The sequence below is a fragment of the Enterobacter sp. TMH.L2 genome (assembly GCF_050847315.1).
Lineage (GTDB): Bacteria > Pseudomonadota > Gammaproteobacteria > Enterobacterales > Enterobacteriaceae > Cedecea.
Window position 1 is genome coordinate 3,233,260 of the sequence record NZ_CP193791.1, and the last position, 19,055, is coordinate 3,252,314.

At 54.6% G+C, this 19,055-nt stretch carries 19 protein-coding genes; 14 read left to right on the forward strand and 5 right to left on the reverse strand.

What is annotated here, in order from left to right; genetic code table 11:
* Positions 1-44 precede the first annotated feature (44 nt).
* Together ACREYP_RS15575 and mntR are read right to left on the reverse strand one after the other, a co-directional pair.
* Positions 45-1,157: an SLC13 family permease gene (locus ACREYP_RS15575; protein ID WP_336817873.1), complete on the reverse strand. Its 1,113-nt coding sequence runs from the start codon at positions 1,155-1,157 to the stop codon at positions 45-47.
* A gap of 2 nt (positions 1,158-1,159) precedes the next feature.
* The gene (gene mntR, locus ACREYP_RS15580; RefSeq protein WP_008461034.1) at positions 1,160-1,627 is read right to left on the reverse strand and encodes a manganese-binding transcriptional regulator MntR; all 468 of its coding nucleotides are present in this window, start codon (positions 1,625-1,627) and stop codon (positions 1,160-1,162) included.
* A 190-nt stretch (positions 1,628-1,817) separates the two neighbouring features.
* Between mntR and mntS the strand changes: the two genes are divergently transcribed.
* On the forward strand, positions 1,818-1,946 hold the full coding sequence (gene mntS / locus ACREYP_RS15585) for a manganase accumulation protein MntS (protein ID WP_008461033.1): 129 nt from the start codon (positions 1,818-1,820) through the stop codon (positions 1,944-1,946).
* 321 nt (positions 1,947-2,267) lie between these two features.
* The gene (locus ACREYP_RS15590; protein ID WP_166995441.1) at positions 2,268-3,851 is read left to right on the forward strand and encodes a sulfatase-like hydrolase/transferase; all 1,584 of its coding nucleotides are present in this window, start codon (positions 2,268-2,270) and stop codon (positions 3,849-3,851) included.
* 71 nt (positions 3,852-3,922) lie between these two features.
* On the opposite strand, the gene ompX is transcribed toward ACREYP_RS15590, so the two are convergent.
* Positions 3,923-4,432, reverse strand: coding sequence for an outer membrane protein OmpX (gene ompX, locus ACREYP_RS15595; protein WP_008461031.1), 510 nt, complete (start codon positions 4,430-4,432; stop codon positions 3,923-3,925).
* A 371-nt stretch (positions 4,433-4,803) separates the two neighbouring features.
* Between ompX and rhtA the strand changes: the two genes are divergently transcribed.
* From rhtA to ybiO, 6 genes are all read left to right on the forward strand, one after another.
* Entirely contained in the window at positions 4,804-5,691 is an 888-nt protein-coding gene (rhtA, locus tag ACREYP_RS15600) for a threonine/homoserine exporter RhtA (RefSeq protein ID WP_336817874.1), read from the forward strand.
* 309 nt (positions 5,692-6,000) lie between these two features.
* A complete protein-coding gene (dps, locus tag ACREYP_RS15605) occupies positions 6,001-6,504 on the forward strand; it encodes a DNA starvation/stationary phase protection protein Dps (RefSeq protein WP_336817875.1) in 504 nt (167 codons plus the stop codon).
* Between the two features lie 361 nt (positions 6,505-6,865).
* Entirely contained in the window at positions 6,866-7,612 is a 747-nt protein-coding gene (glnH, locus tag ACREYP_RS15610) for a glutamine ABC transporter substrate-binding protein GlnH (RefSeq protein WP_008461028.1), read from the forward strand.
* Positions 7,613-7,739: 127 nt separating this feature from the next.
* Entirely contained in the window at positions 7,740-8,399 is a 660-nt protein-coding gene (gene glnP, locus ACREYP_RS15615; RefSeq protein ID WP_008461026.1) for a glutamine ABC transporter permease GlnP, read from the forward strand.
* The gene (gene glnQ, locus ACREYP_RS15620) at positions 8,396-9,118 is read left to right on the forward strand and encodes a glutamine ABC transporter ATP-binding protein GlnQ (RefSeq protein WP_008461025.1); all 723 of its coding nucleotides are present in this window, start codon (positions 8,396-8,398) and stop codon (positions 9,116-9,118) included. The genes glnP and glnQ overlap by 4 nt, the downstream gene beginning before the upstream one ends.
* A 127-nt stretch (positions 9,119-9,245) precedes the next feature.
* The gene (ybiO, locus tag ACREYP_RS15625; RefSeq protein ID WP_336817876.1) at positions 9,246-11,501 is read left to right on the forward strand and encodes a mechanosensitive channel protein; all 2,256 of its coding nucleotides are present in this window, start codon (positions 9,246-9,248) and stop codon (positions 11,499-11,501) included.
* Here ybiO and rlmF read toward each other — a convergent pair whose 3' ends face one another.
* A complete protein-coding gene (rlmF, locus tag ACREYP_RS15630; RefSeq protein WP_336817877.1) occupies positions 11,502-12,443 on the reverse strand; it encodes a 23S rRNA (adenine(1618)-N(6))-methyltransferase RlmF in 942 nt (313 codons plus the stop codon).
* Positions 12,444-12,545: 102 nt separating this feature from the next.
* On the opposite strand from rlmF, the gene ACREYP_RS15635 reads away from it, so the two are divergent.
* From ACREYP_RS15635 to ACREYP_RS15655, 5 genes are all read left to right on the forward strand, one after another.
* Positions 12,546-13,172, forward strand: coding sequence for a flavin reductase family protein (locus tag ACREYP_RS15635; protein ID WP_166995436.1), 627 nt, complete (start codon positions 12,546-12,548; stop codon positions 13,170-13,172).
* 193 nt (positions 13,173-13,365) lie between these two features.
* Complete coding sequence (mcbA, locus tag ACREYP_RS15640) at positions 13,366-13,623, forward strand: DUF1471 family periplasmic protein McbA (RefSeq protein WP_008461021.1); 258 nt, start codon at positions 13,366-13,368, stop codon at positions 13,621-13,623.
* 192 nt (positions 13,624-13,815) lie between these two features.
* A complete protein-coding gene (gene celB, locus ACREYP_RS15645) occupies positions 13,816-15,123 on the forward strand; it encodes a PTS cellobiose transporter subunit IIC (RefSeq protein WP_336817878.1) in 1,308 nt (435 codons plus the stop codon).
* Positions 15,124-15,129: 6 nt separating this feature from the next.
* Positions 15,130-16,098 carry a glycosylasparaginase gene (locus ACREYP_RS15650; protein ID WP_008461018.1) on the forward strand — a complete coding sequence of 323 codons (969 nt, stop codon included), beginning with the start codon at positions 15,130-15,132 and terminating at the stop codon, positions 16,096-16,098.
* Positions 16,095-17,537, forward strand: a complete 1,443-nt coding sequence (locus ACREYP_RS15655) for a leucyl aminopeptidase family protein (protein WP_008461015.1) — start codon at positions 16,095-16,097, stop codon at positions 17,535-17,537. Before ACREYP_RS15650 ends, ACREYP_RS15655 begins: the two co-directional genes overlap by 4 nt.
* 34 nt (positions 17,538-17,571) lie before the next feature.
* Here ACREYP_RS15655 and ACREYP_RS15660 read toward each other — a convergent pair whose 3' ends face one another.
* Positions 17,572-18,405: a helix-turn-helix domain-containing protein gene (locus tag ACREYP_RS15660; RefSeq protein WP_008461013.1), complete on the reverse strand. Its 834-nt coding sequence runs from the start codon at positions 18,403-18,405 to the stop codon at positions 17,572-17,574.
* A 361-nt stretch (positions 18,406-18,766) separates the two neighbouring features.
* On the opposite strand from ACREYP_RS15660, the gene ybiJ reads away from it, so the two are divergent.
* On the forward strand, positions 18,767-19,027 hold the full coding sequence (ybiJ, locus tag ACREYP_RS15665) for a DUF1471 family protein YbiJ (RefSeq protein ID WP_008461011.1): 261 nt from the start codon (positions 18,767-18,769) through the stop codon (positions 19,025-19,027).
* Positions 19,028-19,055 lie beyond the last annotated feature (28 nt).

Consider the following 19,055-nt stretch of genomic DNA (forward strand, 5'->3'; position numbering starts at 1 on the left):
GGGGATTTCTGCTCATTCCTTGCCTGTTTCTGCCTGAGTGGGCGCTAGCGTAAAAGCAATAATAAGCCGTAGCCGACCAGCGCGGCCCAAAGCAACATAGGGAGAGAATAGAGATGGAACCGCCACCAGATCCGACGGTCGTTGGCCATACGAAGGGCAATCAAGTTCGCCAGCGAACCCGGCAACAGGCCAAAACCGCCGATATTGACCGCGAAGGCCAACAGCAGCGAAGCAGGCACATAGTTCAGCAGTAAAATGGTGGCAGGCACATTGCTGATGAATTGTGACAGCAAAATACCCAGGCCAAACACCCCGCCAGGAGAGAGTTGCGCCACGCCCTGAAGCGAGTGCTGCAGCACCGAAAGTTGGGTGATGAGGTGAACATCAATAAACATCACCATAAATACCACCAGCAGGCTCCAGTCGATACTGAGCAGCACTTTGCGCGCCAGCCCCAGGAACCCAAGCGCAATCAGCCCCAGCCCCCAAAGCTCAAGCTTAAGCTCCAGGGCCAGAATAAAGACGATGTAAAACGCCAGGCAGCACCAGACCAGCTTAGGCTGCCAGCGGCTGTCATTCACTTCGCCGTGGTAACGCAGCGGTTTTGGCTTGAAACAAAGCCATGCCAACACCAGCAAGCTGGCGGTCATGGCCAGCGCCAGCGGCATCATCTGCCAGGTGAAAGCGCCGAAAGAAAGCCCGGAATGCCCCCACAGTAAGATGTTCTGCGGGTTACCGATAGGCGTGAGCAAAGAGCCGGCGTTGACCGCCAGCGCCTCAAAAATAATCAGCTTACTGGCCGGCACCGAGCAGAGTTTTTTCAGCGTGATGGTGAGAGGCACAATGATGAACAGCGCGACATCGTTAGTCAGGAAGGTCGACAGGGCCGCCGCTGCCGTAACCATAAACAGCGCCAGCTGCCGCTCGTTGGCAAACCGCGCCACCATCTTGCGGCCCAGCACCTCGAAATAACCGCTCAGCTCGACGCCCTTGGTCAACATCATCAGCCCGGCCAGGGTAATAATGGTGTGCCAGTCTATGGCGGCGGGCCATAAAGCCGGGCGGAACGGCACCGCCAGGCTCAGGGCGACGCCGATTAACAACAATAAATGCAGGAATCGATCGCGCAGGAACGGCTGCGCAAGACGCAGCAGCATGTTTAACCGATGCCTCGCTCTGCGCTGAATTTGCGGAAAGCCTCCAGCGTCTCTTCGCTGACGTGGTGTTCCACACCTTCGGCATCAATACGCGCGGTCTCCGGGCTGATGCCCAGCGCGAGGAAGAAGTTTTCAACAATCTGGTGCCGTTCCCGGCTCTGCTGCGCCAGTTTTTCACCTTCCGGCGTTAAAAAGACGCCGCGCCATGGGATCTGCTCAATCAGCCCGACTGACGCCAGGCGTTTTAGCATCTTGGCAACCGTCGGCTGGGAAACGCCGAGCCGGGCCGCCATATCTACCTGGCGAACCTCACCCACTTCATGAATCAAATCCGAAATCAGCTCAACATAATCATCAATTAACTCGCGGCGGTGCGCCTCGCGTACCTGCCTGAAGCCCTCAACATGCTCTTCAATATTCGGTAATGGCGTCACTTTTTCGCTGTTCTTTTGCCCTGCCCGACGGCTCATAGTGCTTCCTCTTCCAGTGGCGCGGCGTCGTCATCTGACGACGGAAGGCTTTATTGTAAACCAGCATTGCTCATCCACAAAAAATTAACGAAATAGCCATGGCTATAAAATATAGCCTGTGCTATACCTGTATGTAATGCAGTCAGGCTTGTTTACGGAAAAACGGTCGCACGGCTAACAGGAGGACGCTATGAACGAATTTAAGAGGTGCATCAACGTGTTTACACAATCTCCCTTCCAGGTACGCTTAATGCTGCTGAACATGATTTGTGATTGGGTTGCCGGTAAACCCCAGCAGAAAGAAGAAAAACAACAATAACGCCAGGCCACGTCGCCTGGCGACTTTGTTCAGCGTTCCGCGCGAACGATCATCCTTTTGTCACAATTCCCCTGCAAAATCCCCGTTAATGGCTATTCTGGCCGAGCTTTAACCCCATCATTTGTCGGATTTGCAATCAGCTTCGCAAAACCTCGCTCTGTTATCAGTTGATATTCTTATCTTACGGCTCTATCTTCTTGCAGCCCTGCACATGAAGCGGCTCGCAGATGCGGTGCAATTCCCCTTCGTTTCCGTCTGTCAGGCAGGCTCTGCCCTTATCGCCAGGGTCACCGCATGGCGTTTTGCAAGACCATAATAAAGATGAATGTAACGGTTAAAGATACCCTGACTGCGCGCGGAATCGCGCTGAATCCGTGGGCTGGTTTCTATTTTCTGCAGTCTCTGCTGATAAACTTCGCGCTGGGCTATGCCTTCAGCCTGCTTTACGCCATTGCCTTTAGCTGCGTCCTTATGCTGCTGTGGCGCACCGCTCCCAGCGTCCAGAAAATCTTGCTTGGGCTTTGCAGCCTCGTGGCAGCCATGTACTTCCCGTTCGGCCAGGCCTACGGCTCGCCCAACTTCAATACTCTGCTGGCGCTGCATTCAACCAACTTTGAAGAATCCACGGAAATCATGACCATCTTCCCGTGGTACAGCTACGTGGTTTCTCTCTTTATTCTCGCCCTTGGCGTGATGGCGCTGCGCCGCAAACGTGAAGAAAAACGCGCCTGGGGTCATTTCGATAGCTTATGTCTCGCCGTCAGCGTGGTCTGTTTTTTTGTCACACCGGTAACCAACCTTGCCTACGGCGGCGTGTTTAAATTTAAAGATACTGGCTACCCGGTGGTGCGCTTCGTGAAAGATGTCGTGGTCAACAACCACGAAGTTATCGAGGAGCAGGCGCGCATGAAAGAACTGTCGCAGCAAAAAGATTCCTGGAACGTAGTGTCGGTGCAGCCTAAATACCATACCTACGTCGTAGTGATTGGCGAGAGCGCCCGCCGCGATGCGCTGGGAGCCTTTGGCGGCCACTGGGACAACACGCCCTTTGCAAGCCAGGTCAAAGGCAATCTGTTTATGGACTACGTCTCCGCCAGCGGCTCAACGCAAAAATCGCTGGGGCTGACGCTGAACCGGGTCGTGGACGGCAAACCCCAGTATCAGGACAATTTTGTTACCCTGGCAAACCGCGCGGGCTTCCAGACCTGGTGGTTCTCAAACCAGGGCCAAATCGGCGAATACGATACCGCCATCGCCAGCATCGCCAAACGCGCTGACGAAGTGCAGTTTTTGAAAAATGGGGATTTTGAGGCGGATAAAAACACTCGCGATGAAGCCCTGTTAAAAATGACGGCCCAGGTGTTTGCTACTCAGCGCAACACGCCGCAGCTGATTGTGCTGCATTTGATGGGTTCGCACCCGCAGGCCTGCGATCGCACTCAGGGGAAATACAAAGATTTTGTGCAGTCTAAAGAGACATCCTGCTATCTCTACAGCATGACGCAAACCGACGACTTGCTAAAACAGCTTTATCTGCAGTTACAAAACACCGGGAACAGCTTCTCAATGGTCTATTTCTCCGACCACGGCCTGGCGTTCAAAGAGCGCGGCACCGACGTGCAATATCTGGCGCACGACGATAAGTTCCAGCAAAATTTCCAGGTGCCATTTATGGTGTTGTCGAGCGATGACACCGCGCACCGGCTAATCAAAGCACGCCGCAGCGCCAATGATTTCCTCAACTTCTTCTCTGCGTGGACGGGGATTAAGGCGAAAGAGCTTACGCCGAAGTACAAATTTATTTCCGAGCAAAAGGCCGGGCCCGTCTGGATAACCAACTTCAACCTGAAGAAAGTGGACTATACTCATCTGCAGACGGATATGTTTGAGACCAGGACACGTTAACTTTTGCCGGTTAACCGATAAAAAAAATCCGCCACTTGGGCGGATTTTCTATTTCTATCCCGAAAGGGATATTAGAAGCGGTAACCTACGCCAGCGATCCAGGTGCCAACATCAACGCTACGAATACGGCTCTGCTCGTAGGAGAAGTCCAGAGCAACGTTTTCGATTGGGTTGAACTGCAGGCCAGCACCGTAGGAGAAGCCGTAGTCGCTAACGGAATCGTGAGCGCCTGGGAATTGAGTCGCCTGGAATTTACCGTAGCCAACACCCACTACACCGTAGATGCTTGCCCAGTCGTTGATGCGGTAAGCAGGACCAGCGGTGATGCCGTAGTACTGGCCTTTGGTGTACACGTCGTTAGAAGTGTCACTTTTCTGGGTGTAGGTGAAGGAGCCGATGTAGCCCAGCGGGGTATCATTTTCGTAACGGTATTTCAGGTTGAAACCGCCAGCTTTGTTAGCAACGCCCTGCATATCGCTCTGAGCATAGCCACCGGTTACGGTGCTGGTTGCTGCAGATGCGGTACCTACGGAGACGGCCAGAACACAGGCCAGAGCTGAAAGACATGCAATTTTTTTCATAATATCCACCTCAAATGTGCTTCAAGTAAGTCCTAAGTTTTAAATATAACAAAACCATGACAGAAACTCTTCGCCAATTGTGTTGTCTAACGATCTTTTTCCTGTAACATAACATTTCCACTACATGCTAAACCACTAAAAAATCAGGAAAATACCGCTTCACGACGGCAAATTTTAATCCCTTTAATAACATCGTCATTCAGATAATTCTGGAATTATTTTTGACACAAACTGACAAAAGCCCCCGGATCGTACTCCACGCCATGAGAATTTTTCTTAATGAAAGTTCAACCAGCCATAACTTAATCCTTTAGACTGGGCAGACTTTTATTTTCTTGACCAAACATAGACAAATACTGACAAGGTACAGGATGCCGCAAACCTCCCGTAATATGCCGCGCTGGCTGCCGATCGTAGTTTTACTTATCGCCATGACCTCGATTCAAAGCGGCGCCTCGCTGGCGAAATCATTATTCCCGCTAATCGGTCCCCAGGGCGTCACTTCGCTGCGCCTGTTTTTAGGCACTCTTATTCTCGCGGTGATTTTTAAACCCTGGCGCCTGCGTTTTAAGCCAGAGCAACGCCTGCCTTTACTGTTTTATGGGCTGGCGCTGGGCAGCATGAATTACCTCTTTTATGTCTCTCTGCGCACGGTACCGCTGGGCATCGCGGTGGCGCTGGAGTTTACCGGGCCGCTTGCCGTGGCGCTTTTTGGCTCACGCCGTGCCGTGGACTTTATCTGGGTGGTGCTGGCGGTGGCCGGACTGTGGTTCCTGCTTCCCCTCGGCCAGGACATCTCCCAGGTAGATTTGACCGGTGCTGCCTGCGCCCTCGGGGCCGGTGCCTGCTGGGCTATCTACATTATTGCCGGGCAAAAAGCGGGCGCTGAGCACGGCCCCGCCACGGTCGCGTTTGGTTCTCTGATTGCTGCCGTTATCTTTGTCCCCCTGGGCGCCTGGGAAGCCACCAGCTCGCTGCTGCAGTGGTCGCTGCTGCCCGTCGGCCTGGCCATTGCCGTGCTTTCCACGGCGCTGCCTTATTCGCTGGAGATGATTGCGTTAACCCGACTCCCTACCCGCACCTTTGGCACACTCATGAGCCTCGAGCCGGGCCTTGCGGCGCTGTCAGGTATGCTGTTCCTCGGGGAGCATCTGACGCTAACACAGTGGCTGGCATTGCTCTGCATTATCGCGGCATCCGTGGGATCAACGCTGACCATGAAACGCGAAGCACAGATTAAAAACGTCGACATAAATTAATCTGTTGCCCTGCATTTAATGCGGTGATAATTGCCGCATTAAATGATGTATCCGTAATCAAGCACTTATATTCCCGTCAACTGTAATACTCAATAAGAATTATTTTCTTTTCGCCGTCATATTTATTCATGATTTTTGACATAAATTAAGAACACTCAATAACCAGCTGTTAAATAACAAATTAATCTTTTCCATTTTTCTCTTACTATCGGTTTGATAGGTATTACCCTCACCAGCAAAGTAAAAAAGTGGTGCTATACTTATCCCCGGTAATTCATTGGGACACCAACATCAAGAGGATGAAAGATTATGAGTACCGCTAAACTGGTAAAAACTAAATCTACAAACCTGCTATATACCCGCAATGATGTAAAAGACAGCGAGAAAAAAGCCACCATCGAGCTGCTGAATCGCCAGGTCGTCCAGTTCATCGACTTGTCGCTGATTACCAAGCAGGCTCACTGGAATATGCGCGGAGCTAACTTTATTGCCGTGCACGAAATGCTGGACGGCTTCCGTACGGCGCTGACCGAGCACCTGGACACCATGGCAGAACGTGCCGTGCAGCTTGGCGGCGTGGCGTTGGGCACCACTCAGGTGATCAACAGCAAAACTCCGCTGAAAAGCTATCCGCTGGACATTCACACCGTTCAGGAGCACCTGAAAGAGCTGGCCGATCGCTTTGCCATCGTGGCGAACGATGTGCGTAAAGCCATTGGTGAAGCAAAAGACGAAGATACCGCAGATATTTTCACCGCCGCTTCCCGCGATCTGGACAAATTCCTGTGGTTCATTGAGTCCAATATCGAGTAACCAGAGCATTTTCCTATGGCTCCTCCTCCGCCCGGGGGCGGAGCCTGCACCAAAACAGCGCAGACCATCGATTAATTCATAGCCCAAAGTTAATCAAATGTAATAATCACCTCACACAATCGTTAACGAATGATTGTTTTGTCCACTGATTTCGCGGTAAAACTAACCCCTACCCTGCCGGCTCATTTTGCGCACCAAAATGGTGCACCATAACGGTGCGTTATGACCTGCTTGCAACGCTCAATGTGCAATGTTAAATAATCACATCCTTGCAAAACAGTAAGTTGCAAACTTGGCACGATTCTTTCATGAGTCGCCGCTGACGCAGGGGATCGCCCCGTGGATTAACAAAGGAAATGCTATGAAGTCGATTTTGAAAGTTTCACTGGCTGCACTTACCCTGGCTTTCGCTGTATCTTCCCATGCCGCTGATAAAAAACTGGTCGTTGCGACCGACACCGCGTTCGTTCCTTTTGAATTTAAACAAGGCGATCAGTATGTCGGCTTTGACGTGGATCTGTGGGCGGCTATCGCCAAAGAATTGAAGCTGGACTATACCCTGAAGCCAATGGACTTCAGCGGCATCATCCCTGCCCTGCAAACCAAAAACGTGGACCTGGCACTGGCCGGGATCACCATCACTCCTGAGCGCGAAAAAGCGATCGACTTCTCCGACGGCTACTACAAAAGCGGCCTGCTGGTGATGGTCAAAGCCAATAACAACGACATCAAAAGCGTGAAAGATCTGGACGGTAAAGTGGTTGCTGTTAAAGGCGGCACCGGCTCCGTTGATTACGCAAAAGCTAACATCAAAACCAAAGACCTGCGTCAGTTCCCGAACATCGATAACGCCTACATGGAACTGGGCACCAACCGCGCTGACGCGGTTCTGCACGACACGCCAAACATCCTGTACTTCATCAAAACCGCCGGCAACGGTCAGTTCAAAGCGGTAGGTGAGTCTCTGGAAGCTCAGCAGTACGGTATCGCCCTGCCTAAAGGCAGCGACGAACTGCGCACCAAAATCAACGGCGCGCTGAAAACCCTGAAAGAGAACGGCACGTACAACGAAATCTACAAAAAATGGTTCGGTACCGAGCCTAAATAATAATTCTAAGTATGAGTAAGACCTGAGGGGCGCCTTTCGCCCCTCTTATTATTAAACGCCTCTCACGCTGCAAGGCCCCGGCCTGAAGCCCGAAGAGGTGAACCACGGTAGACAACAGGAACACATCATGCAGTTTGACTGGAGCGCCATTTGGCCTGCAATTCCCATCTTGTTTGAAGGCGCTAAGATGACCCTATGGATTTCTATCCTGGGTCTTTGCGGCGGTTTAGTAATTGGTTTAGTGGCGGGCTTTGCTCGTACCTACGGCGGCTGGATTGCCAACCACGTAGCGCTTGTTTTCATCGAAGTGATTCGCGGCACGCCAATTGTGGTGCAGGTGATGTTTATCTACTTCGCCCTGCCGATGGCCTTTACCGATCTGCGTATCGATCCGTTCAGCGCAGCGGTCGTCACCATCATGATCAACTCCGGAGCCTACATCGCGGAAATCACCCGTGGTGCTGTGCTCTCAATTCATAAAGGCTTCCAGGAAGCGGGCCTTGCACTTGGGCTGTCAAAACGTGAAACCATCCGTCACGTGATTATGCCGCTGGCGCTGCGCCGTATGCTGCCGCCGCTGGGTAACCAGTGGATCATCAGCATCAAAGACACCTCGCTGTTCATCGTTATCGGTGTAGCAGAGCTGACTCGTCAGGGTCAGGAAATTATCGCCGGTAACTTCCGCGCGCTGGAGATTTGGAGCGCCGTTGCGGTCTTCTATCTGATTATTACCCTGGTGCTGAGCTTCGTGCTGCGTCGCCTTGAAAGAAGGATGAAAATCCTGTGATTGAATTTAAAAATGTCTCCAAGCACTTTGGCCAAACCCAGGTGCTGCACAACATTGACCTGAACATCAAACAGGGTGAAGTGGTGGTGATTATCGGGCCAAGCGGCTCCGGCAAATCAACCCTGCTGCGCTGCATCAACAAGCTGGAAGAGATCACCAGCGGCGACCTGATTGTTGACGGCCTGAAAGTGAACGATCCGAAGGTAGACGATCGCCTGATCCGTCAGGAAGCTGGCATGGTGTTCCAGCAGTTCTACCTGTTCCCGCACCTGACGGCGCTGGAAAACGTCGCCTTCGGCCCGATTCGCGTCCGCGGCATGAAAAAAGACGCCGCTGAGAAGCTGGCGAAAGAGCTGCTGGCGAAGGTTGGCCTGGCGGAACGCGCGCATCACTATCCGTCAGAGCTTTCTGGCGGCCAGCAGCAGCGTGTGGCTATTGCCCGTGCCCTTGCCGTGAAGCCGAAGATGATGCTGTTTGATGAACCAACGTCGGCCCTCGACCCGGAACTGCGTCATGAAGTGCTGAAAGTGATGCAGGACCTGGCCGAAGAAGGCATGACCATGGTGATCGTGACCCACGAAGTCGGCTTTGCCGCGAAAGTGGCTTCTCGCCTGATCTTTATCGACAAAGGTCGCGTGGCGGAAGACGGCAACCCACAAGAACTTATCGACAACCCGCCGAGCCCGCGTCTGCGCGAGTTTCTGCAGCACGTCGCATAACGCCTGACTCAGGGCGGCAAATTCCAGCCGCCCTGATTTTTCTGGAATCATCCCGCTTTTCTCCTCGCCAAAATCTCAGCCACTATACTTACTCCTTTGTCAGATTTTCTCAGTCCGGAGGAGCGCTGTGCGATGGATCCTGATATTACTGTTTAACCTGATGAGCCTGCCCGGCCATGCAGTCACCTTACCCGCTGCCGCCGTTGCCGCCTCGGCATCCCAGGGCAGCGCCGCACAAACAGAACCCAGCGTAGAAGAAAAGAAAAAAGCGTACTCGGCGCTCGCCGACGTGCTGGACAACCCAAAGTCCCGGAGTGAACTCATCGAGCAGCTTCGCAAAGTCGCCGCTGACGGCACCTCACACACCATGCCGGTTATTGCCCCACCGGATACGCTCACTGAAGACAAAACCGTGCTCGAAAACGTCACCGACGTCAGCCGCCGCTATGGGGGAGAACTTACGCAGCGTTTTGAGCTGCTCCAGCAAAATATCGCCAGCGCACCGAGGAAAGCCTTTAACCAGCAGACTTTCTTCAATGCGCTGAGCCACTTCGCGATGCTCGCCAGCGCCGTTTTTGTGTTCTATTTCTTGCTTCGCGCCGGCGTCAGGCCGCTGTGGGCCAAAATGGGCGACTGGGGACGAAGAAAAAACCGCGATCATACCAACTGGCTTCACCTGCCGGTGACCATCCTCGGCGCCTTTGCGGTGGACATCCTGCTGCTGGCGTTAACGCTATTCGTCGGGCAGCTCCTGAGTGACAAAATGAACGCAGGCAACGCCACTATCGCGCGCCAGCAGGGGCTATTTCTTAATGCCTTTGGGCTTATCGAGTTCTTCAAGGCTGTTCTGCGCCTCATTTTCAGCCCGCGTTTCCCGGCGCTACGCCCCTTCCCCATCGGCGACCAGGGCGCCCGCTACTGGAGTATTCGCCTTTCCTGGCTAAGTACCATCATCGGCTATGGGTTATTGGTGGTGGTGCCGATTCTCGCCAATCAGGTCAACGCCCAGATCAGCGCCATGGTTAACGTGGTGGTCATGCTACTGATTACCGTCTGGGCGCTATATCTGATTTTTCACAACAAACGCGCCATCCAGCAAAGCCTGATTCACCTGGCAGATCGCTCAATGAGCTTCTTTAGCCTGTTTATTCGTGCTTTTGCGCTCATCTGGCACTGGCTCGCTTGTCTCTATTTTGTGGTGCTGTTTTTCCTTTCGCTTTTCGATCCAGGCAACAGCCTGAAATTTATGATGGGCGCCTCACTGCACAGCCTGACCATCATCGGCGTGGCGGCGTTTATCTCCGGCATGCTTTCGCGCTGGATAGCAAAAACCATCACCCTTTCTCCACAGGTGCAGCGCAATTACCCCGAGCTGCAAAAGCGTCTTAATGGCTGGATCTCCGTCTCGCTGAAGCTGGCACGTATTCTTACCGTTTGCGTCGCAGTCATGCTGCTGCTGGACGCCTGGGGGCTTTTCGATGTCTGGCAATGGCTCACTGAGGGTGCCGGAGAAAAAACCGTCGATATACTGATCCGCATTGTACTGATCCTTTTCTTCTCGGCGGTAGGCTGGACGCTGCTGGCAAGCCTGATCGAAAACCGCCTTGCGTCGGATATCCACGGCCGCCCGATGCCAAGCGCGCGAGCCCGCACGCTGCTAACGCTGTTCCGTAACGCGCTGGCCGTGGTGATCAGCACCATCACCATCATGATCTTGCTTTCTGAAATCGGCGTGAACATCGCACCTCTGCTGGCGGGGGCGGGGGCGCTGGGGCTAGCGATAAGCTTTGGTTCGCAAACCCTGGTGAAGGATATTATTACCGGGATATTCATTCAGTTTGAAAATGGGATGAATACCGGCGACTACGTCACCATCGGCGCGATTACAGGCACAGTCGAGAAAATGTCGATTCGTTCGGTGGGCGTACGCCAGGATACGGGGGCTTACCATATTATTCCGTGGTCATCGATAACGACCTTTGCCAACTTTGTCCGCGGGATTGGCTCTTTCGTCGCGAACTACGACGTCGACAGGCAGGAGGACGTGGACAACGCCAACCGGGTACTGAAAGAAGCCGTGGACGCGCTGATGGGCCAGGAAGATATTCGTCTGCTGGTCATTGGCGAGCCGTTGTTCTCAGGCATTGTGGGGCTGACGAACCAGGCCTTCACAGTACGCGTGACCTTTACCACCCTGCCGCTAAAACAGTGGACGGTGCGCTACGCGCTCGACGGAATGGTCAAAAAACACTTTGATGAAGCGGGCATCAGGCCCCCGGTGCAAACCGTGCAGGTCATGCAGCCGGGTGTCGATGCAGCACAGGCGCTACAGGCGACAGAGGCGGCGGCCGGCGCGCTGCCGCCCACCAGCACAGCCAACTAATTATTTCCCGCGGGTTTTCGCCCAGCGTGCGCGCTGGGCATCATCCATAAAGCTCCAGGCAATAAAACGGCTCTGTTTTTGCCCCTGTGCCATCTCTTTTTTCACCACTTTCACCACGCCGTTTTCCTGCATCACGCGGTACAGCGCAGGCAGGTTTTCACCTTTTGAAACCAGCGACGTAAACCACAGCACCTGGCGGCCAAACGCTTTACTTTCTTTGATCATCTGGCTGACGAAGGCCACTTCGCCACCCTCGCACCACAGCTCCTGCTCACGACCACCAAAGTTCAGCGCGGCGCTTGCGTCCTGGCCAAGATTGCGGCGCTTACGCTCGCTGCCGCTGCGGGCCGCCTCGACTGAATCGTGGAATGGCGGATTACATAGCGTGGCATCATAGGTTTCATTTTTGTGGATGATGCCGTCCAGAATGCAGCCAGCATTTTTCTGGCGACGGAGACGGATCATGCGGCTAAGCCCAGAATTGCCGTCTACAATTTGCTGCGCGCTGCGAAACGCATCGCCGTCCAGCTCAGAGCCGGTAAAGCGCCAGCCGTATTCGTGCTGCCCGATGAGCGGATAAATGCAGTTCGCGCCGACGCCGATATCCAGGACGGAAGCCTGGGCAGGTACAACGCCGCCGTTGCCTTCCGCCAGCAGGTCGGCCAGATGGTGAATATAGTCCGCCCGGCCCGGCACTGGCGGGCAAAGGTACCCTTCGGGGATATCCCACTGCTTAACCTGATAAAAATGCGCCAACAGCGCCTGGTTCAGCGCCTTCACCGCCAGCGGATTTGCGAAGTCAACGGTTGTGTCGCCGTGCGGCCCCGGGCGTAAAAACTCCGCCAGCGCCGGGCTGCTCGCGGTTAATGCGGCAAAGTCATAGCGGCTACGGTGACGGTTACGCGGGTGCAAACCAGGTTTGGTGTCGGCAGGGGTTTTCATTGGGGGCTTCTCCTTGTGTGGCCGCGTAAGATACTCTGCTCTCCGCGTCGGGTAAATACATCGCTGACGATTTGACCTTTCCAACATGAATTCAGGTGCGTAATGAGTAAAAAACGTTATTACTACGAGCCCTCGGAAGGCCACGGTTTACCACACGATCCGCTGAACGCCATTGTCGGGCCGCGCCCAATCGGCTGGATTTCGTCCTGCAACCTGCAGGGCCAGCGCAATCTCGCGCCGTACAGCTTCTTTAACTGCTTTAACTATCGCCCACCGATCATTGGTTTTTCCAGCACCGGCTGGAAAGACAGCGTCCAGAACATCCTCGACACCAAAGAATTCGTCTGGAACCTGGCCACGCGCCCGCTGGCAGAACAGATGAATGAAACCTCCGTCACGCTCCCCAGAGGAGAAGATGAGTTCCAGCGAGCGGGCCTGACGCCAATAGCAGGCACCAAGGTCAGCGCCAGCCTGGTGGCTGAAAGCCCGGTCAACTTTGAATGCCGCCTGTCGCAGTGCATTCGCCTGACCTCTGCCGACGGCGACGAGCTGAACAGCTGGCTGGTGCTGGGGGAAGTGGTTGCCGTACACATCGACGAACACCTGCTTATCGACGGCATCTACCAGACCGCGCTGGCGCAACCCGTGCTGCGGGCCGGAGGGCCAACCGCCTATTACACGGTTGATGAATCACAGCGTTTTGACCTGGTTCGCCCCGACGCGCGCTAAACCAGAAAAAAAACAAATAAAATCAGCCACCTGGTTGTGGCTTTTTTGTCAGCATTTGGTCAAGTTTTATCGTTCAAAAAACACGCACAAGTCCATCAGTTTTTTGCGCCATCGCCTGCCCAAAGGGGAACTAGACTGTAATTGTCAGACAACAAAAAGGTGTTTTGCTCTCAACGCTCAAGAGGATGTAAAGATGAAAAAACTGCTGTATTTCTCTGCGGTTATCTCTCTTGCTGCACTGCCTTTTGCCTCCATGGCAGCCCAGGAAATGAGTAACGCAAACGTCGGACAGATGCAACCTTTTGGTACCGTCACCGCCAAAGCGTCTAACCTTGACGATCTCCAGGCTAAACTGGCTGAAAAAGCGAAGGAACAGGGTGCAACCGGCTATGTAATTAACTCCGCCGGCGGCGATAACCGCCTGTACGGCACCGCCACTATCTACAAATAGCCCGCGTTCCGGCCAACATAATGCCCTGCTTTGCGGGGCATTTTTATGGCACCTTTACCCTCAAACCATTTAAGCAATCATATGATACTTATATGGCTCATCTGTGAATTAACTCACTTTATTAGCCCCGAACAACCACTAAGGTAGAAGCACGCAAGAATTGTCTCTTGTGATTACTTACGGAGCGGTAAAATGAAAAACCTGATGGCCGCATTAGAAGCCCGGCTGATGCCGCTGGCTGCCAAAATGGCGCAGCAGCGCCACCTAGGCGCCATTCGCGACGCCTATATCTCGTTCATGCCGTTTATTATCGTTGGTTCCATTCTGCTGGTAATCTCGTCCTTCCCAAGTACCCATTACCAGCGGTTTATGGCTTCTGTTTTTGGTGAGGGGTGGTCCGCCACCGTTGAGATCCCTTTTAACGCCATCTTCTCTACGATGGCGGTGTTTATCAGTTTTCTGGTGGCCTACCGGCTGGCGGAACGCTACGACATCGACAGAATGTCATCGGGCATTTTGTCCCTCTCCTGCTTTCTGATCCTCACGCCTTTTGCGAAGCACCCGGACGTCGGCAACCTGATCCCGATGGAATGGCTGGGATCGAAGGGGCTGTTTGTGGCGATGCTAGGAGCGCTGGCGAGCACGGAGCTTTTTGCCTGGATGCTGCGCCAGAATTGGGTGATCAAAATGCCGGATGGCGTCCCACCGGCGGTGCAAAAATCCTTTGCCGCCCTCATCCCTTCGCTGCTGATTCTGATTGTCGCCCTGGCGGTTCGCGTGCTGTTTGCCAAAACCGACTACCACACCATTCACCAGTTCGTGTATGAAGTGCTGGCGACGCCGATTCGCCACTTCGGCACCTCTTACATTGGCGCACTGTTCACCTGTTTCAGCATCACCAGCCTGTGGTCGGTGGGGATCAACTCCGGCTCGATGGTCAACGGCATCCTCCGTCCGTTCTGGATGGAAAACCAAATGGATAACCTGGCCGCCACGCAGGCCGGGATGCCTCCCCCGCACGTAGTGACGGAACAGTTCTACGACATGATCTGGATGGGCGGCGCGGGCGCTACATTGTCTCTGGTGATTGCTATGCTGCTGTTTGCCCGCAGCCAGCACATCAAAAACGTTTCGCGCCTGGCCGTCGGCTCCTCCATCTTCAACATTAACGAGCCGGTGCTGTTTGGCCTGCCGGTCATCATGAACCCCGTCATGCTGATCCCGTTCAACCTTGTGCCGCTGGTGCTGGTCACCGTGCAGTACATCGCGATGTCCATTGGCATGGTAGCCACCACCACCGGGGTGTATATCCCCTGGACGCTGCCGCCGGTATTAAGCGGATTTATCGTCACCGGCCACCTGAGCGGTGCGGTTATCCAGATAATCAACCTGTGCATCGGGGCGCTGATTTATCTGCCGTTCCTGAAAGTGGTCGACCGGCAATATCGGGCCAATGAATCACCGGCTCAAGTGACTGAACGTAAACCCGCCACGGAGTAGTTAAACATGACGTTAGCAGCAAACTGGGGAACGATCGCCACCTGGCGTATGGCATGGGAAGGGATAGGTGAAGCGGCTGAACGGCTGCAGCAAGGCAGTTCGGCGAGCGATGCCGTCGTGCACGCGGTGAAATGCGTGGAAGATTACCCCTTCTATAAATCGGTCGGTTATGGCGGCCTGCCGAATGAACAAGGCGAAGTCGAACTCGACGCCGCCTTTATGGACGGTACCAGCCTCGCGCTCGGTGCCGTGGCGGGGGTAAAAAATATTGCCAATCCGATTCTGGTGGCCAAAGCCCTGAGCGAAGAGCGCTTCAACAGTTTTATGGTCGGCCAGGGTGCCGAAGCGTGGGCCAAAGATCGGGGTTTTGAAAGCAAAACCATGCTGACCGAGCGCGCGTACAACCATTACCTGAAGCGCAAGCGCGAAACACTGGATCGCGGCTTAAGCCCGTACACCGGGCACGACACCGTGGGGGTTATCGCCCTTGACGGCCAGCAAAGAATGTCGGTCGCCACCTCCACCAGCGGCCTGTTTATGAAACGCCCTGGCCGGGTGGGCGATTCCCCGGTCTCCGGCTCCGGCTTCTACGCCGACAGCGAAGTGGGTGCCGCGACGGCGACCGGCCTCGGGGAAGACCTGATGAAAGGCTGTATCAGCTATGAAATCGTCAGCCGCATGGCGCGCGGCATGTCTCCCCAGCGCGCGGCTGAGTCCGCCGTGTACGATCTTGAAGCCCGACTGATTGCCCGCTACGGCCGGGCAGGCGACCTGTCCGTCGTCTGCATGAACAACCGGGGCGAATACGGCGCGGCGACAACCATCGACAACTTCTCCTTCTCTGTTGCCACTCCAGCGCAGCCCGCCCAGGTGTTTCTCACTACCAGGGACGGCAACCGCACGGTCATCCGCCCGGCAGACCGCGAGTGGTTGGACGCCTATAAGCAGCGCATCACCGCGGAGGTAATCCAATGAAATGTATACTCGTTTCACCCGATGCAGCCTTTAACAACGCTCATCTTATCTTGTGGGACACTTCCCTAAGCCGCTGGCCAAACGCCCTGCAATCCTTGCTGGAAGAGATGTCAACCCACGATGAACCGCAAACCACCACCTTTGGTTTACGGGGTATCTGTGCGCGGCTGTCGCTGCTGCCTTCAGCAGAAATCACTCAGCCAGCCGTACTTCGCCAGCTGCTTTCCGCCGCCGAAGCGCTGCTGCCCTCCCCTGTTTTGCAGCCCGTGGCGCTGGATCTCGCGGGCTTTAATCTGGCGGATGAAACCACCTTTGTTCGCCTGCGCACGCTGCTGATTGCCCTCCTCAACCGCTTCTATCAGCTGCCGCAGCTGGGCTATCGCGAAGACGAACCGCAAAGCAATGGCGAGCTGTGGCTGATTACCGAACCCAATAATGCGCTGGCTCGCCGTCTGGCTTCCCAGGCCGAAGCCATCGCGCAGGGCATGCTGCTCTCTCGCCAGTTGGCGGATTTACCCGCGCTGAATTGTCGGCCACAGGATGTGGCGCTGCGGGCGGAAACCTGGGCCCGCCAACACCCGCAAACCCAGTGCGAGATTCTGGACGAGCAGGCCATTTTTGACCACGGACTCGGCTGCCTGCACGCCACGGGAAAAGGCAGCGTCAACCCTCCCCGGCTGGTGACGCTGCGCTGGCAGGGTGCCAGCGAAGAAGCGCCAGTTTACGCCCTCGTCGGGAAAGGGATCACCTTCGATACCGGCGGAATGTGGCTGAAAGAAGGTGAAGGCATGCGCACCATGAAATATGACATGTGCGGCGCGGCAGTGGTGTTCGGCATGATGGAAACGGTGAAGCGTCTTAAGCTGCCTATTAACGTCGTGGCCCTTATGGCGCTGGCGGAAAACATGCCCGGCAGCACGGCGATGATGCCGGGTGACGTCGTGCGCTCCTACTCGGGGGCCAGCGTCGAAATTATTAATACCGACGCCGAAGGGCGGCTGGTTCTCGCCGACGCGCTCAGCTACGCCGCAGCGCATTTTAAGCCCGCCGAAATGATCGACGTCGCCACGCTGACCGGCGCGGTGGTCAAAGCGCTGGGCTACGATATTTCGGGCTTAATGAGTAACAATGAAGCCCTAAGCCAGCGCCTGCAGCAGGCAGGTAGCCTGACACAGGATCGCGTCTGGCCGCTGCCGCTGGACGAAAGCTTTGACGGTCAGGTCAAAAGCGTCATTGCCGACTACACCAACACGCCACCCAACAACGCCGCCATTGCGGTGTCCGCCGCCCAGTTCCTGAGTAAGTTCTGCCCCCAGCGTCCGTGGGCACATCTGGACGTCAGCGGCACCGCGCTGTCGCGTGGGAAATTCACCCAGGCCAGCGGCCGCCCGGCACATTTGCTGACGCAGTATTTCTTGTCGCTGTGTGAAGGGAAATAGCGTTGCCATGACTTAAACGCCCCAATGGGGCGCTTTAACGATGGGAATGATGAAGTTTCAGCCACGCCTCGGGCGTCAGGTTTTTCAGCCTGCTGCGGATAATCCTTTTATTGAGCAGATCTTCAAACTCCAGCAGCACCGCCCCCAGCCCCAGCCGCTTATCAAAGCGCTCGCCGTTCAGCAGCGCTTCCAGCGCCTGGTGGTAATTGCCCTGCCCGGCTTTTTCCAGCCAAGCTTCCTGCTCCACAGCCTGTAAAGGCACGCCCAGTTCCCCTGCAAGCTTGTGCGTAAAAGAGCAAGATTTTGCCGTTAAAGAAAGTACGGCGAGCGGCAACCCTTCCCGCAAAAAGCCCACCAGCGGCTCAGCCACCTCTTCACTGCCGCGCTCGCGCAGCGCAACGGCCATATAGCCGGAGGTTCTTTCACTGAACACCAGCAGTTCACCTTGCTTATGGCTAATCGTCTCCGGCAGCGAGAAGGTATCCAGCGTAAAATGGCCCGGCGTCTGGCTGAGCGTTGGCTTAGCCATGCGCGACAGCTGCCAGTTTTGCAGCATACGGCTGACGCTTGCGCGGGAAATCCCCTGCTGAATCAGTAAGCGAGCAGCTTCGAGAAGTTCATCGAGGGAAAGCGCCAGGCGCACGCGCAGGAAGATCAGCATCGATTCCTGCTCGTGACTTAACGCCCGATGAATGGTATTCGGCCGGTGAGATTTGTCGTAACAGTCGGCGCGTTTACGCCAGCGCCGGACGGTATCGACCGAAATGTTCAGCTCCTCCGCCAGCTCGCCGTCCGTTTTCGCGGACTCCTGAATGTACTTTCGCGTACGCGGCGTTGTTGTGGCGTTGGAGTGCAGCTTTATCTCCATCGAACCTCATCCGTCGGGTTAAAAAGGAAAGAGAACAGTATAAAAGCTTCCCTGTCAGCTTACTGCGCAAATCATCAAAGTCAGGCTGAAAAAGAGGCGCAAGCGATTGCACATCAGGTAAGACCAGCGCTGGCAAAAAGAGTAGCAAAATGTGCGCAAACTAAGTGTTTCTAGGGTTAACGTCACGCAACGAAACTATTTACTCCGTAATTATCTTTTATTTCAATACGTTATAACTAATTCAATTTTTTTGATTAAGGTCGTCAATTCTCTTCGATTTATTCTTCCACAAAAAAGTGTGACCATAATCACATCGACGGAACAACGTCACCTTAACAGAACAACCTGCGAGAATTTAGCCATGAAAACCATCAAATATGCTGTAGCTGCAATTGCTCTTTCTACTCTGTCTTTCGGTGCTTTCGCTGCCCAATCCGTAAACGAAGCCCAGGCGCAGAACCTGAATAAAATTGGCGTTGTTTCCGCCACTGGCGCAACAACTCTGGATGGCCTGGAAGCAAAACTGGCCGCTAAAGCAGAAGCCGCTGGCGCAAGCTCTTACGCGATTACTTCTGCCAACACCGAAGGCCAAATGAGCGGCACCGCGGTTATCTACAAATAATCCCGCGCTCAAGTAATACCCTCATCAA

Coding starts and splice junctions, on each gene's coding strand:
- ACREYP_RS15575 (WP_336817873.1), bottom strand. CDS start 1,157: ATGCTGCTGCGTCTTGCGCAGCCGTTCCTGCGCGATCGATTCCTGCAT.
- mntR (WP_008461034.1), bottom strand. CDS start 1,627: ATGAGCCGTCGGGCAGGGCAAAAGAACAGCGAAAAAGTGACGCCATTA.
- mntS (WP_008461033.1), top strand. CDS start 1,818: ATGAACGAATTTAAGAGGTGCATCAACGTGTTTACACAATCTCCCTTC.
- ACREYP_RS15590 (WP_166995441.1), top strand. CDS start 2,268: ATGAATGTAACGGTTAAAGATACCCTGACTGCGCGCGGAATCGCGCTG.
- ompX (WP_008461031.1), bottom strand. CDS start 4,432: ATGAAAAAAATTGCATGTCTTTCAGCTCTGGCCTGTGTTCTGGCCGTC.
- rhtA (WP_336817874.1), top strand. CDS start 4,804: ATGCCGCAAACCTCCCGTAATATGCCGCGCTGGCTGCCGATCGTAGTT.
- dps (WP_336817875.1), top strand. CDS start 6,001: ATGAGTACCGCTAAACTGGTAAAAACTAAATCTACAAACCTGCTATAT.
- glnH (WP_008461028.1), top strand. CDS start 6,866: ATGAAGTCGATTTTGAAAGTTTCACTGGCTGCACTTACCCTGGCTTTC.
- glnP (WP_008461026.1), top strand. CDS start 7,740: ATGCAGTTTGACTGGAGCGCCATTTGGCCTGCAATTCCCATCTTGTTT.
- rlmF (WP_336817877.1), bottom strand. CDS start 12,443: ATGAAAACCCCTGCCGACACCAAACCTGGTTTGCACCCGCGTAACCGT.
- ACREYP_RS15635 (WP_166995436.1), top strand. CDS start 12,546: ATGAGTAAAAAACGTTATTACTACGAGCCCTCGGAAGGCCACGGTTTA.
- mcbA (WP_008461021.1), top strand. CDS start 13,366: ATGAAAAAACTGCTGTATTTCTCTGCGGTTATCTCTCTTGCTGCACTG.
- celB (WP_336817878.1), top strand. CDS start 13,816: ATGAAAAACCTGATGGCCGCATTAGAAGCCCGGCTGATGCCGCTGGCT.
- ACREYP_RS15650 (WP_008461018.1), top strand. CDS start 15,130: ATGACGTTAGCAGCAAACTGGGGAACGATCGCCACCTGGCGTATGGCA.
- ACREYP_RS15655 (WP_008461015.1), top strand. CDS start 16,095: ATGAAATGTATACTCGTTTCACCCGATGCAGCCTTTAACAACGCTCAT.
- ACREYP_RS15660 (WP_008461013.1), bottom strand. CDS start 18,405: ATGGAGATAAAGCTGCACTCCAACGCCACAACAACGCCGCGTACGCGA.
- ybiJ (WP_008461011.1), top strand. CDS start 18,767: ATGAAAACCATCAAATATGCTGTAGCTGCAATTGCTCTTTCTACTCTG.